The 13,839-nt window shown below is 74.3% G+C and carries 13 protein-coding genes; 3 read left to right on the forward strand and 10 right to left on the reverse strand.

Going from position 1 to position 13,839, the window contains the following annotated elements:
• Nucleotides 1-156: 156 nt before the first annotated feature.
• The 7 genes from Cch01nite_RS05025 to Cch01nite_RS05055 all read right to left on the reverse strand — a co-directional run bounded on the left by Cch01nite_RS05025 (nt 157) and on the right by Cch01nite_RS05055 (nt 7,493).
• Nucleotides 157-750 carry a hypothetical protein gene (locus tag Cch01nite_RS05025; protein WP_203749416.1) on the reverse strand — a complete coding sequence of 198 codons (594 nt, stop codon included), beginning with the start codon at nt 748-750 and terminating at the stop codon, nt 157-159.
• Between the two features lie 164 nt (nt 751-914).
• Entirely contained in the window at nt 915-2,306 is a 1,392-nt protein-coding gene (locus Cch01nite_RS05030; protein ID WP_203749419.1) for a hypothetical protein, read from the reverse strand.
• A 23-nt stretch (nt 2,307-2,329) separates the two neighbouring features.
• Complete coding sequence (locus Cch01nite_RS05035; protein WP_203749422.1) at nt 2,330-2,875, reverse strand: RNA polymerase sigma factor; 546 nt, start codon at nt 2,873-2,875, stop codon at nt 2,330-2,332.
• A gap of 181 nt (nt 2,876-3,056) precedes the next feature.
• Complete coding sequence (locus Cch01nite_RS05040; protein ID WP_203749425.1) at nt 3,057-3,407, reverse strand: UBP-type zinc finger domain-containing protein; 351 nt, start codon at nt 3,405-3,407, stop codon at nt 3,057-3,059.
• Nucleotides 3,404-4,843 (reverse strand): ATP-binding protein, encoded by a 1,440-nt coding sequence (locus Cch01nite_RS05045; protein ID WP_203749428.1) that lies wholly within the window; start codon nt 4,841-4,843, stop codon nt 3,404-3,406. Before Cch01nite_RS05045 ends, Cch01nite_RS05040 begins: the two co-directional genes overlap by 4 nt.
• Nucleotides 4,840-6,534 carry an NAD(P)/FAD-dependent oxidoreductase gene (locus Cch01nite_RS05050; protein ID WP_203749431.1) on the reverse strand — a complete coding sequence of 565 codons (1,695 nt, stop codon included), beginning with the start codon at nt 6,532-6,534 and terminating at the stop codon, nt 4,840-4,842. The genes Cch01nite_RS05045 and Cch01nite_RS05050 overlap by 4 nt, the downstream gene beginning before the upstream one ends.
• Complete coding sequence (locus Cch01nite_RS05055; RefSeq protein ID WP_203749434.1) at nt 6,531-7,493, reverse strand: pirin family protein; 963 nt, start codon at nt 7,491-7,493, stop codon at nt 6,531-6,533. Before Cch01nite_RS05055 ends, Cch01nite_RS05050 begins: the two co-directional genes overlap by 4 nt.
• A gap of 93 nt (nt 7,494-7,586) precedes the next feature.
• On the opposite strand from Cch01nite_RS05055, the gene Cch01nite_RS05060 reads away from it, so the two are divergent.
• From Cch01nite_RS05060 to Cch01nite_RS05070, 3 genes are read left to right on the forward strand one after another with little or no spacing between them, the layout of a single operon-like run.
• Nucleotides 7,587-8,081 (forward strand): RNA polymerase sigma factor, encoded by a 495-nt coding sequence (locus Cch01nite_RS05060; protein WP_203749438.1) that lies wholly within the window; start codon nt 7,587-7,589, stop codon nt 8,079-8,081.
• Complete coding sequence (locus Cch01nite_RS05065; RefSeq protein ID WP_203749441.1) at nt 8,078-8,674, forward strand: methylated-DNA--[protein]-cysteine S-methyltransferase; 597 nt, start codon at nt 8,078-8,080, stop codon at nt 8,672-8,674. The genes Cch01nite_RS05060 and Cch01nite_RS05065 overlap by 4 nt, the downstream gene beginning before the upstream one ends.
• A 10-nt stretch (nt 8,675-8,684) precedes the next feature.
• Nucleotides 8,685-9,044, forward strand: coding sequence for a DUF2277 domain-containing protein (locus Cch01nite_RS05070; protein WP_203749444.1), 360 nt, complete (start codon nt 8,685-8,687; stop codon nt 9,042-9,044).
• A gap of 62 nt (nt 9,045-9,106) precedes the next feature.
• On the opposite strand, the gene Cch01nite_RS05075 is transcribed toward Cch01nite_RS05070, so the two are convergent.
• From Cch01nite_RS05075 to Cch01nite_RS05085, 3 genes are all read right to left on the reverse strand, one after another.
• Nucleotides 9,107-9,412 (reverse strand): hypothetical protein, encoded by a 306-nt coding sequence (locus Cch01nite_RS05075; protein WP_203749447.1) that lies wholly within the window; start codon nt 9,410-9,412, stop codon nt 9,107-9,109.
• A 2-nt stretch (nt 9,413-9,414) separates the two neighbouring features.
• Complete coding sequence (gene mqo / locus Cch01nite_RS05080; RefSeq protein ID WP_275407168.1) at nt 9,415-10,887, reverse strand: malate dehydrogenase (quinone); 1,473 nt, start codon at nt 10,885-10,887, stop codon at nt 9,415-9,417.
• Between the two features lie 123 nt (nt 10,888-11,010).
• Complete coding sequence (locus Cch01nite_RS05085) at nt 11,011-13,839, reverse strand: cellulose-binding domain-containing protein (RefSeq protein ID WP_203749450.1); 2,829 nt, start codon at nt 13,837-13,839, stop codon at nt 11,011-11,013.

A 13,839-nucleotide genomic window follows, 5' to 3' on the forward strand; every position in this document is an offset into this window, starting at 1 on the left:
GGGCGAAGGTCCCGGCGGCCGGGTGACATTCGCGGTCCGCGGCGGCTCTCCCCGGCAGGCAGACGAACAACGGCCGCGCGGGCGGGCCGGAGGACCCGCACCGCGCGGCCGCCGGGGCGACGTCCAGCCCGTCGCCCCCTGGTCACGCCGCAGCCGTCAGCCGCGTGACCTGCCGGTGGGACCCTGCCCGCGCTCCGGAGCTCCGCCCGGTGCACGGTCCCCCCCAGGGCCCCATCGCCCGGCGTCCCGCCACGAGTGCCCGGACCGGTCGGGGTCGCCGTCCCGGGCGCCCGGGTCCTTGCTCGGGTCCTTGCTCGGGTCCTTGCTCGGGTCCTTGCTCGGGTCCTTGCTCGGGTCCTTGCTGTGATCGGCGCACGGGTCGGTGGGCGTCGGCGTCGGCGTCGGCGTGGGGGTCGGTGCCGACGTCGGGTCCGGAACCGGCTTGGGCGTGCGGGTCGGCGTCGGGGCCGGCGCAGGCGTCGCCGTGGCCGTGGCCGTGGGGGTCACGATCGGCGTCGGCGTGGGCGTCGGCCGCGGGTGGGTGGTCGGTGTCGGCGTCGGCGTCGGCGCGACGGTGGGAGTCGCCGTCGGGGTCACCAGTGGCGGCGCCGGCGCCGCCCCGTCGACGCGGTGCGCCAGCGCCGGCGCGGCGCCGACCAGCCCGACCGCCAGGACGACACCCGTCACCTTGACGGGGATGCTCGCCGCGCCCAGCTTCGCCAGCACGGTTGCGAGGGTCGTGGTGCTCACGTTCACCTCCAGGAGGGTCGCGGTCCCGTGACCACCCCGTCGGGGCGCGGGCCGCGGCACACACCGGAGACATCGCACCCGCCGCGCTCAGGGGTACGGGTCGTGGCGAGACGAACGTCGACGGGTCGCGACGTGAGCGTCTCGCGACGCCGGACCCGGCCGGGTCAGGGACGTCCGTCGCCGCCCGGGCCTTGGCCGCCCCGGTCGGACCCGCCCCCCGCGTCCGCGCCACCTGCGCCGGCGCCGCCCGCATCGCGCCCCGCGGCACCTGCGCCACCGGCACCGCCGCCGACGGGCGTGCCGTCCGCCGACCCGGCGGCCCCGCCGCCACCCCGCTGGCCCGTCGACGCCCCAGCCGCGCCCTGCCCAGCCGCGCCCTGCCCGCCCGCGTCCTGCCCATCCGCGCCCGTACCCTGCCCGCCCGCACTCTGCCCGGACCCGCTCTGCCCGGTCCCGCCCGACCCACCTGCGCCTCCGGCCGCGCCGCCCCGACGGGCGGCTGCGCCGCCGCCAGCCGCCGCCCCGCCATCACGCTGCCCCGCGGTGGCCCCGCCGGTGCCGCCGGGCGTCGCGCCGGGTCGCACGGGCATGCCGCCGCTGTGGCGCGGATCGATCCCGATCTGCGTGCCCTCGGTCCTGGTCCCGTCGACCGGCGTCCCGTCGGTCCGCGTCTCGCCGGTCCACGTCCCGTAGTTCCACGTCCCGTCGGTCCACGTCCCGTCCGTCCACCTCCCGTCGGTCGTCGTCCCGCTCGTCCACGTCCCGAAGCGGTCGCCGCCGCCGTACGCGCCGCTGAGTCCGCCCGTCCAGCGATCCCGGTAGCGGTCCGTGCCGTCCGACCAGGCGTCCGTGCGCCAGGCCGAGCGGTCCGACGCGCCCGTGCCCGCGTCCCGCCACGCCTCGGGTGCGCCGGCGTGCCACCACGTCACGCCGCGGACGCCGTCCGTCCCCGGGCCCTCGCCGGACCAGGGCCGTCCGGGGGAGCCGTCGGCGGTGCCGCTGTCGGGCCGGCCGGCCGGCCGGCCGTTCCCGTCGCACGTGCCGCACCCGTCGGGGGTCGCGGGCGTGGTGTCCGTGACGGCATGCCACTCGTCGAGGACCACCCCGAGCACGGCACGCGCGGGGGCCCGCACGACGTCGGGCACCCCGGGGACGGTCGCGGCACCGACGATCCCGACCGCGGCGGCCCCGGTGACGATCACGACCTTGAGCGCCACGCTCGTGCCCACGACGGCCGCCGCACGGCGCAGTAAACCGACCCTGCGGCGGGCGGCGAGCTCGTCGACGACGGCACCGCGCTCGTCGGCACCGGCAGGCCCCCCGTCGACGCCGGGGGCGGCGCTCGGGGCGACCGGTCCCGCGGCGATCACGTCCTCGTCGGCCCGCGCGGCCGTGGCCGGCACCAGGCCGCCGGCGAACAGGGCGCGGAGCCGGTCGTCCGGCGCGGGCGGCTCGCAGTCCGCGGTGGCGCGCAGCGCGGCCACGAAGGCGGTCAGCTCGGGCTCGCCCGGGACCGCCTCCCCGGCCAGCAGCCGGTCGTCGGGGATGCCGCGCACGTCTTCGTCATCGTCGGAACGGGTCACAGGGGCACGCCCTCACGGGAGATGATCCGGCGGACCGCGGCCAGCCCGCGGCGCTGGAGCGCCTTGACCGCGCCGACGGGCTTGCCGAGCACGGCGGCGGTCTGCTCGACGGTGAGGTCGGCGACGACCCGCAGGCTGAGCACGTCACGCTGGTCGTCGGTGAGCCGTGCGAGGAGCGCCACGACCCCCTCGGTCGCGAGCAGGGCGAGCGCGTCGTCCTCGGCGCTCCCGCACGCGGGCGGGTCGGGGTCGGCGACGAGCTCGGTCGCGACGGTGCGTGCGCGTCGTCGCCACGCGTCGACGACCCGGCGGTGCGCGATGGTGAACACCCACGACCGGAAGTGGGCCTGGTCCCCCCTGAACCGCGGCAGACCCGTGAACACGGCCAGGAAGACCTCGTTCGTCAGGTCCTCGACGTCCGGCGCACCGCGGGCCCGCAGGTACGCGGCGACCGGTCGCACGAGGTCGTGGTACAGGCTCTCGAAGGCCTCGCCGTGCCCTGTGCGGGCGGCGGCGAGGACGTCGTCGAACCTGTCCAGCACCCGTCAGGGGGTGCGGAGGGTCGGACCCATGCGCAGCGCCCCCCGTCGTCGTCGGCCCGGTCAGCCGATCACGCTAGTCGCGGCCTCGAGGACCGGCCACCGCACTCGCCCCCGCGCACGCCACGCACGAGCGAGCACGGGCGGACGGCTCGCAACCCGGCCGCCGCGGTGGCGTGCGGGCTCAGTGGATCAGCGACCGCCAGTCGTCCGGCACCCTGTCGCGGGGAGCGGGCGACCCCTGCTCGACCGGCCGGTGCTGCGGGTCCGCGAGCGCGGGCCCGTCCGCGTACTCGTCGGCCGCGTAGTCCCACCACCAGTCCTCGCCGGGCTCGAACGTCCGCATCAGGGGATGGCCGGTCTCCCGCCAGTGCGCCGTCGCGTGCTGCGCGGGGGAGGTATCGCAGCACCCGACGTGCCCGCACGCGGCGCACCGCCGCAGGTGCACCCACCAGCCACCGGCGTCGTCGCACTCGGCACAGCCGGTGCCGCTCGGCGGTACTGCATGGTCGACGGTCCCGTTCGAGGTCGTCATGCGGTCGGTCCTTCCGTGAGGGAACGGGGGAGACGCACGCGGAACCGGGTGTCACCCGGCACCGACGTGACGGACAGGTCGCCGTGGTGCTTGCCCACGACGATGCGCCAGGAGATGTCGAGGCCGAGCCCGGTGCCGGACCCGACGGGCTTGGTGGTGAAGAAGGGTTCGAAGACCCGGCCGACGATCTCGGGCGGGATGCCCGGCCCGGTGTCGGCGACCTCGACCTCGACCCAGTCGTCGACCGTGCGGGTGGTGAGGGTCAGGGTGCCGTGGCCGTCCATGGCCTGCGCGGCGTTGTCGATGAGGTTCGTCCAGACCTGGTTGAGCTCGGCGGCGTACACGGGGATCTTCGGCAGCGCGAGGTCGTAGTGCCGCACGACGGTGATGCCGGGGCCCATGCGCTGCTCGAGCATCGTGACCGTGGAGTCGAGGAGCTCGTGCACGTCGGCGACCTGGTCGGGGGCGCGCCCGATCTGCGAGTACTGCTTGGCGGCGCCGACGAGCGCGGAGATCCGGCTGGTGGCGTCCTCGACCTCGTTCATGAGCTGCTCGGTCTCGAGGGTGTACGCGAGCCACCGCACCGCGCCCTCGAGGACCTCGGGTCCGACGAGCTGGGCGACGTGCTCGAGCCACTCGGTGCCGAGCCCGGCGGCGACGAACACCGGGGCGATCTCCCAGCCGGCCGTGAGGTCGTGGTCGTCCATCCAGTCGGCGAGCTGGTCCTCCCGGTCGGAGATCTCCAGCGGCGTCAGCGCGGCGTCGCCGCGCCCGGCGGCGAGGGTGTCGACGGCCTTCTCCTGCAGGGCGATGAGGGTCGCGAGGGTCTCCCGGTCGTACGGTCCGGCGGCGACGAGGGCGAGCTTGTGCCGCATCCCGGCGACGCGCTGCCGCAGGGTCGCGGTGGCGCGGCCGGCGGCCGCGGCGGGGTTGTTGAGCTCGTGGGTGAGCCCGGCGGACAGCGACCCGAGGGCGAGGAGCCGTTCGCGCTGGCCGATCGCCTGCTGGGCCTTGCTCTGGCCGAAGAACAGCCCTTCGAGCAGGTGGACGGCCATCGGGAACCAGTCGTGCATGAGGGCGGCGAAGTCACCCGCGGCGAGCACGTAGAACCGGGACGGCTCCAGCACCCGCAGCGACTGGGTGTACGTCTGCACCCGTTCGCCCAGGTAGGAGGCCCACGCGCCGGCGTACACGCCGCGCTGCGTCGTCCGGCTCACCTCGACGTCGTCCTCGCCGACGCGCCGGTACAGCGCCACGCCGCCGTCCATGAGCACGTAGAACGACGTCGCGTCGTCGCCCTCGCGGTACAGCATCCCCGGCCCGACGAGCTCGATGTGGCCGTGCTCGCAGAGCCACGTGAGCTGGTCGTCGGTGAGCTTCTCGAACAGGAACAGGGTGCGCAGCTCGTCGATGTCGCACGGCAGGAAGGTGGTCACAGCTGCTCCAGGTAACGGTGCACGAGCATGACGGCCATCGCGCCCTCGCCGACGGCGGACGCGACGCGCTTGGCGGACTCGGCGCGCACGTCGCCGGCCGCGAACACCCCCGGGACGCTCGTCTCGAGGTGGTAGGGCGGCCGGTCGAGCGGCCAGGACGCCGGGACGTGCCCGTCGACGAGCAGGTCGTGCCCGGCCCGCACGAAGCCGTGCTCGTCGCGCGCGAGCGTGCCCTCCAGCCACCCGGTGTGCGGTGCGGCGCCGATGAACACGAACAGCCACCCGGTGTCCACCGTCTGCCGGGCGCCGGTGTCGCAGTCGCGCAGCACCAGCCGCTCCAGGTGCCCGTCGCCGACGGCCTCGACGACCTCCGTGCGGGTGAGCACCCGGATCCGGTCGTTGGTGGTGACCTGCTCGACGAGGTAGTGCGACATGGACGACGCCAGCGACGCGCCGCGGACGACGAGGGTGACCGACCGGGCGGTGCGGGACAGGAACATCGCCGCCTGCCCGGCGGAGTTCGCCCCACCGACCACGTACACGTCGTGGTCCCGGCACGCGGGCGCCTCCGTGAGCGCGGACCCGTAGTACACGCCGCTGCCCGTCAACGCCGCGAACCCCGGCCCGTCGAGCTCCCGGTACGCGACGCCCGACGCCAGGATGACGGTGTGCGCGCCGACGGTGCTCCCGTCCGCGAACCGCACGGCCCGCGCCGACCCGGCGACCTCCAGACCGACCGCGTCGCGCGTCATGACGATCTCCGCACCGAACTTCAGCGCCTGCCGGCGGGCCCGCTCGGTCAGCTGCGACCCGGACACCCCGTCGGGAAAGCCCAGGTAGTTCTCGATCCGTGAGCTCTGCCCGGCCTGCCCGCCCGTCGCGGTCCGTTCGACGAGTGCCGTCCGCAGCCCCTCGGAGGCGCCGTACAGCGCCGCGCTCAGACCGGCCGGCCCGCCCCCGACCACGACCAGGTCGTAGAACTCGGCCGCCGGTTCGACGCTGAGCCCGACCCGCGCGGCGACCTCCGCGTCCGACGGCGCCGCGAGCACCTCGCCCTCCGTCGTGACGACGACCGGCACCGCACGCTCGTCCAGCCCGGCTGCCTCCAGCAGGCGCCGCCCCTCCGGCCCGTCCGACGTGAACCACCGGTACGGCACCTGGTTGCGCGCCAGGAACTCCCGCAGCTCCGACGACCGCGCCGACCACCGGTGCCCGACGACCTTCGTCTCCACGACCGGGCGCGGCGCCGACGCCACCCACGCCTCCAGCTGCGCGTCGAGCACCGGGTACAGCTTCTCCTCGGGCGGGTCCCACGGCTTGAGCAGGTAGTGGTCGAGGTCGACCACGTTGACCGCGTCGATGGCCACGTCGGTGTCCGCGTACGCCGTGAGCAGCACCCGGCGCGCCTGGGGGTACAGGTCCATCGCGTGCTCGAGGAACTCGATCCCGCTCATCCCCGGCATCCGGTGGTCCGCGACCAGCACCGCCGCCTGCTCGCCGCGCAGCTTCAGCTCGCGCAGCACCTCCATGCCCGCCTCACCCGACTCCGCCCGCACCACCCGGTACTCGTCGCCGTACCGTCGCCGCAGGTCGCGCGCGACCGACCGCGACACCGCCGGGTCGTCGTCGACCGTCAGGAGCGCAGGACGTGGGGCGGACGCGGCCCGGTCGCGCGTCGCGGGCTCGGTCACCGGGCGTCCCGCCGACGGGGCTGCAGGCGCACGTTCGGCAGCTCCGGCGCAGGGATGCGCGCACCGTCGTGACCGGCCACCTCTCCGAAACGGTCGGCCCGGTCCGGCGATTCCCACGCGGCCCGCGCCTGCGCGATCTCCGCGTGCGTCCGCCCGACGAAGTTCCACCACATCACCAGGTCGTGCCCGAACGGCTCACCCCCCAGCAGGAGCAGCCGCGCCCCCTCGTCGGCCTGCAAGGCCACGGAGTCCCGTCCGTCACCCAGGTACAGCAGACCACCGGGCCCGTGCGGCACCCCCGCCACCTCGACCGACCCCGACAGCACCAGCACGGCGTGCTCGAACCCCGACCGCACCGGTACCTCCACCGCACCTCCCGGCTCGACCACCACGTCCGCCCCCACCAGCGGCGAGTGCACCCGCGCGGCCGACACCGCACCGTCCACCGAACCGACCATCACCGTCGCCCGCACCCGCGGCGCCTCCCACACCGGCAGGTCACCGACCTGCTGGAACGACGCCGGCCCGTCCGCCGGCCCGTCCGGGAGCGCCACCCACAGCTGCGCCGCGTGCACGAACGGCTCGTCCCCGAGCGAGAACTCGGAGTGGGCGATCCCACGACCGGCCGTCATCAGGTTGAGCTGCCCCGGCCGCACCACCACGTCCGACCCCACGCTGTCCCGGTGCCGGATCTCGCCCGCGACCGGCCACGTCACCGTCTGCAGACCCGTGTGCGGGTGCGGCAGCACCCGCATGTCCACGCGCTGCGGCCCGAACTCGTCCAGGAAGCACCACGCCCCCACGAACGGCAGACCCCGCTGCGGCAACGTCCGGCGCACCTGCATCGCCCGGATCCCACCGAGCGGCACCTCACGGGCGTCGTACCGCTCCACGACCGGGCCACGCGGCACGACAGCGCCGCAGACCTCCTCGTCGGGACGCGTGTCGAGGTTCGTCATGCCCACACTCTGCCTCCCGACGCACCCGCGCGGGGGACGAGCGCCACCCGGACCTCACGAACGCCCGGCCCCGCACGTCTGCACACTGTGACCGTGAAGGAACCGTTCGACCGTGTCGTGCAGACCCACGGCGCCACCGTGCTGCGCGTGTGCCGTGCCGTCGTCGGCCCCGTCGACGCCGACGACGCCTGGTCCGAGACGTTCCTGTCCGCCCTGCGCGCCTACCCCGACCTCCCCGACGACGCGAACGTGCAGGCCTGGCTCGTCACCATCGCGCACCGCAAGGCCGTCGACGTCGTCCGCCGCGCCGCCCGCCATGCGGTCCCGGTGGCCGACCTCCCCGACGCGGTCGCCCCCACGGAAGGCCGCGACCTCGACCTGTGGGCCGCCCTCGCCGCCCTGCCCACCAAGCAACGCCACGCCGTCGCCTACCACCACCTCGCCGGCCTGCCCTACGACGAGGTCGCGGGCGTGCTCGGCGGCACCGCCGCAGCCGCCCGTCGCGCCGCCGCCGACGGCGTCGCCACCCTCCGCCGCACCTACGCCGGAACTCTGCCCACCCCGCACCCGGGAGGAGCCACCCCATGACCACCACCGCACCGACCGACGACACCGACCTCGCCCGCCTGCGCACCCGGCTCGCGACCGCCGCCCAGGCGGACGGCACGCTCGACGTCGCGTACCGGACGGTCGACAGCCCGGTCGGCCCGCTGCTGCTCGCGCGCACGCCTGCGGGGCTGGTCCGCGTCGCGTTCGCCGTGCAGGACCACGACGCCGTCCTGCAGTCCCTGGCCGACACGGTGAGCCCGCGGGTGCTGCGGGCCGAGTCGCTGCTCGACGACGTCGCCCGCGAGCTGGACGAGTACTTCGCGGGGCACCGCCGCACGTTCGACGTCCCGCTCGACCTGCGGCTGCTGCACGGCTTCCGCCGGTCGGTCGTCGAGCACCTGCCGGACATCGCGTACGGACGGACCGCCAGCTACGCCGAGGTGGCGTCGGCGACCGGGAGCCCGCGGGCCGTGCGCGCGGTCGGCACCGCCTGCGCCCTCAACCCGCTGCCGCTCGTGCTCCCGTGCCACCGCGTGGTGCGCTCCGACGGCTCACCCGGTCGGTACGCGGGCGGCGACGAGGCGAAGCTGACCCTGCTGGCCCTCGAGACGACGGTCGGTGCCGCGGCGTAGCGTCGAGGGCATGTGCCGGAACATCACGAACCTGCGGGGGCTCGAGCCGCCCGCGACGTCCGAGGAGATCGAGGCCGCCTCGCGGCAGTACGTCCGCAAGGTGACCGGCGTCCAGCAGCTCAGCGACGCGACCCGCGACCCGTTCGAGGCGGCCGTCGCGGAGGTCGCGGCGATCACCGCACGGCTGCTCCGCGAGCTGCCCGAGCGGCGCCAGCCACCCGCGACGGTCCCGCCGCTGCGCCGGCCCGAGGTGCAGGCACGCATCGCCGCCCGGATCGCGGCCCGCGAGGAGCACGAACGGCTGCACGAGCTCGGCCTGCCGCACACCCACGACGAGGACGACGACCTGCAGGCCGCCTCCGTGCACTGAGCCGCGCCGCGCCCGGCGGGCCGAGCCGTCCGCCCCGGGGTGTCGTCGGACGGGCCGACCCGTCAGGCGGGGGAGTCCACGCCCGGCGCCAGCGGCCACGCGACGAGGCGGGGGATGCCCTCGGGAGCCACGGCCGCCAGCGCGAGGAACCGGGCCTCGGCCCGGTGCAGGCGGATGTGCTCGTCGAGGGACCAGGTCGGCCCGTTGGTGAGCGTCATGCCGCACGCGCACGTGATCGTGACGCGTCCGTCGGGGGTGGTCTCGACCTGGCCGACCGTCGTGTGCTCGGTCGCGGCGCGGACCTTCGCGGCCCGCATGGGAGCGCTGACCGGGACGGACGCCGTGATCTCCTCGCCCGTCGGGGTCATGGTCACCTCTCGCTGTGCACTGCCTCGTCGACCAGCTGGTCGAAGGAATCGTCCCACTCTCCGCCGAGGCTGGGCATCATCGCGTGCAGCTGCGGGCGCCACGACTCCTGACGGTCCGGGAAGCAGCGCTCGAGCAGGTCGAGCATGGTCGCGACCGCGGTCGACGCACCGGGCGAGGCGCCGAGCAGACCGGCGATGGTGCCGTCGGCGCTGGTGACGAGCTCGGTGCCGAACTCGAGCACGCCGCCCTTGGTCGGGTGCTTCTTGATGACCTGCACGCGCTGACCGGCGGTGATGAGCTCCCAGTCGCGCGGGTGCGCGGACGGCATGAAGGCACGCAGCGTGCGCAGCCGGTCGACGTCCGATGCCGTGACCTCGCCGACCAGGTACTTCACGAGGTCGAGGTTCTTCAGGCCCACGGCGAGCATCGGCACGATGTTGCCGGGCCGGATGGAGCGGACCAGGTCGAGCCACGAGCCGTGCTTGAGGAACTTCATGCTCCAGCCGGCGTACGGGCCGAACATGAGGGCGGTGCCGCCGTCGACCACGCGGGTGTCGAGGTGGGGCACCGACATGGGCGGTGCGCCGATGTCGGCCTTGCCGTACACCTTCGCCTGGTGCTGGGCGACGATCTCGGGGTTCGTCGTCCGCAGGAACTGCCCGCTGATGGGGAAGCCGCCGAAGCCCTTGGCCTCGGGGATGCCGGAGCGCTGCAGGAGCTGGAGCGCACCGCCGCCGGCCCCGATGAAGACGAACCGCGCGTTGACCTTCCGGGCGCGGCGGTGGCCGTTCCAGCGGCGGTCCTTGATCGCGAGCCGCCACGAGCCGTCGGCCTGCTGGCGCAGCCGCGTGACCTCGCTCTCGGTGACGAGCCGGGCGCCACGGGCGACGGCGTCGTCGAGCATCGAGCGGGTCAGGGCGCCGAAGTCGACGTCCGTGCCGGACGGGGCGCGCGTCGCCGCGACGGCCTCGGAGGGGTCGCGGTCGGCCGTGAGCAGGGGAGCCCACCGGGCGATCTGCGCGGGGTCGTCGCTGAACTCGAGGTCGGCGAAGAGCGGGTGCCGGCGCAGGGTCTCCCAGCGGCGACGCAGGTAGTCGACGTTGGACTCGCCGCGGACGAAGGTCATGTGCGGCGTCGTCGACAGGAAGCCGGTGCCGCCGGGGAGCCGGTCGTGGGTGGCGAGGTGGTGCCAGAGCTCGCGGGACAGCTCGAACTGCTCGTTGATCGTGACGGCCTTGGTGATGTCGATCGTGCCGTCGGCCCGCTCGGGCGTGTAGTTGAGCTCGCAGAGGGCGGCGTGGCCGGTGCCGGCGTTGTTCCAGGGGTTCGAGCTCTCCTGGGCGGGTGCGCCGCGGCGCTCGTGGATCTCGACCGTCCACGTGGGCTCGAGCGTCGTGAGGAGCGCGGCGAGCGTCGCGCTCATGATCCCGCCCCCGACGAGGACGACGTCCACCTGGTCTCTGCGTGCCGTCACGAAATCGATCGTATGTTGACGTCGAGAATCTCCACGACGAGGAAGATGTGATCTTCGTCTCGTCCCATGACTGCGGGGCGGGCCACCTCTCGGCACCCCGCCCCGCAGCCGCTGGTCAGCCCGCTACGAGCCGCAGACCTGACCGTTGAGGGTGAACGACGTGGCCTTCGGGTTCTGACCCGTGTGCGAGCCGTTGAAGCCGAGCTCCACGCTGCCCGTGCCCGGGATCGTCCCGTTCCACGCCGCGTTCGTCACGGTGACGAGCGAGCCGGACTGGCTGAACACGCCCGACCATCCGTTCGTCACCTGCTGGCCGGCCGTGAGCTGGAACGTGAGCTTCCAGCCGTTGACCGGGGCCGTCCCCGCGTTGGTGATCTTCACCGACGCGGTGAACCCGGTCGGCCAGTCCGACGTCGTGTAGCTGACCTTGCAGCCGGTCGGGACCACCGTCGTCGTCGGGCTGGGCGTCGGTGTCGGCGTCGGCGTCGGCGTCGGCGTCACGGTGGGTGTCGGCGTGACGGTCGGCGTCGGGGTCACCGTGGGTGTCGGCGTGACGGTCGGCGTCGGGGTCACCGTCGGCGTCGGGGTCGTCGTCGGGTCGGTGCCCGTGAGGTTGCCGACGATCACCCCCCGGCCGTTGGTGCCCACGTACACGCGCCCGTACACGTCGGGGTCGCCCGAGATGGTCTCGTTGGTGTGGCCCCACTGGTGCTGGTCGTCGTTGATCCGGACCCACGACGCACCCGCGTCGATCGACCGGTAGATGCCGCGCACGCCGCCGACCTTCGCGGAGCTGTACAGCGCCGGGTAGGTGGTGCCGGGTGCGGCCTTGCCGAAGCCGATCGTGTCCGCCTCGGCGACGCCGGTCAGCTTCGTGAACGACGTGCCGCCGTTCGTCGAGTGCCACAGCCCGTAGGTGCCGTTCGTCTCCCCGCCCGCGAGCCAGAGGTCGCCCTCACGGCCGAAGACGGCGCCGAACCGCGCGGCGGCGGTCGGCAGACCGGTGGCCGCCGACGCCGTGAACGTCGCACCGCCGTCGGTGGACGTGTAGAACGTGCCGGCCGACCACGCGTAGAACTTCAGCGGGTTGACCCGGTCCGACTCGACCCGTGCCCCGACGGGGACGCCGGTCGACTTCGCCCAGCTCGAGCCGAACGTCGTCGAGACGTGCACGCCCGCACCGGTCGGGCTCCACACGATCCGGCTGCCGTCCGCCGCCATCGCGACGGTCCCGGCGCCCGTGACGCCGGGCGGCTCCTGGCCGGCCCACCACGAGCTCCCGCCCGAGGTGGACACGCCGATGCGGGACACCCCGGACTCGGCGTTGCCGACCCGGACCATCGTCGCGGGCGCCTTCTCGGCGAAGTCGATGCCGAGCTCCGAGGAGTGCACGGGCGCGGTGCCGATCGACTTCGACGGCACCTTGGTGATGTCGGTGTGCACGAACCCGGCGATGTCGCCGAGCGCCGAGAGCAGCTCGGTCGAGCCCGGGGGAGCGGCGATGTCGAGCACGGCGGTCTCCTCGAGCCCCTGCGCCTTCACGCCGATGGCGACCTTGCCGCCGGTGTCCCACGCGGTGAGGTTGGACCCGCCGTAGATCGTCGCGCCGGTGCCGTACAGGAAGCTGTTGGAGTCGAACGGGTCGATCTCGAACGACTCCGTCATCCAGCCGAGCTTCGGGCTCGTCTCGGGCGCGACGGCCTGCTTGCCGAAGTCGAGCCACGGCGCCCCGGAGATGTCCTGCGTGTAGCGGTCGGTGCGGCTCGGGTAGCCGTTGAAGTCCCAGATCCGCGACCACGTGGCACCGCGGTCGGTGGACCGGTAGACGATGATGTCCGGCCACCAGGAGATCTGCGTGACCGCCATGATCGTGTCGGGGTGCTGCCGGTCGATCGTCAGGCCGCTGTACCCGTAGTACTGGTCGCTGCTGGTCGACGGCAGGGGCGAGATGTTGGTCCAGGTGCCCGTCGCGGCGTCGAGCCGCCAGATGTCGCCGTGGCCGCCGTCGTACGGGCCGCCGGTGTCGCTCGTCGCGACGTAGAGCTGCTTGCCCTTGGCGTCGAAGACGCCCTTGTGCGGGATGAACCCGGTCGGCTGCCCGGCGACGCGCGACCACGTCGCACCCGCGTCGGTGGACCGGTAGACGTTGTTGTCCTTGTCGGCGACACCGACGTAGATCGTCTTCGTCGGTGAGCCCTTGGTGCCGCTCGTCGGGTCGAACGTGACCCACACGACGCCCTGGTTGCCCGTGAGGTACCCGTTGGGGTCGGACGGGTCGGCGACGTAGTTGCCGGCGTTCGGGAACGTCGTGACCTTGGCCCAGGTGACGCCCGAGTCGGTGCTCCGCCACAGGCCGTTGCCGCCCTCGGTGCCGAAGTACAGGACGCGGTTGTCGTTGGGGTCGACCTGCAGGCGCTCGCCCATGCCACGGCCGGGCATGTTGCCGCCGACCTTGAACGGCAGGGCGGTCTTCTTCCAGGTCGCACCGCGGTCCGACGAGCGCAGGATCGCACCGTTGTTCGGGTCCCAGCTGTTCGTGTACATGCCGGCGGCGACGTACACGTTGTTCGGGTTGACGGGGTCGGTCGCGAGGCTGAGCACGCCGTTGTGGCCCCAGTCGTCCCAGCCGACGCCGTCGAGCAGCGGCACCCAGCGCTTGGTCGTCTGGTCGAGCCGGTAGGCGCCGCCGATGTCGGTCCGCGCGTAGACGAGGCCCTTCTCGGACTGGTTGTAGACGATGCCGGGGACGAACCCGCCGCCGACGATCTCGACGTTGCCCCAGCTGTACGCGGGGGTGGCAGCCACGGCGGGGGAGGCGCCGGCGAGCACCGCGGGGACGAGTCCTGCGGCGAGGACGGCGGCGAGCCCGGCGACGGCGGTCGCTCGGGTGGTCCGGGTGGCGGGGCGCGTCGGCGCCTCGGCCTCCCGGGGTGGTGGGACGGGGACACGCAT

Source organism: Cellulomonas chitinilytica (assembly GCF_016862675.1).
Taxonomy (GTDB): domain Bacteria; phylum Actinomycetota; class Actinomycetes; order Actinomycetales; family Cellulomonadaceae; genus Cellulomonas; species Cellulomonas chitinilytica.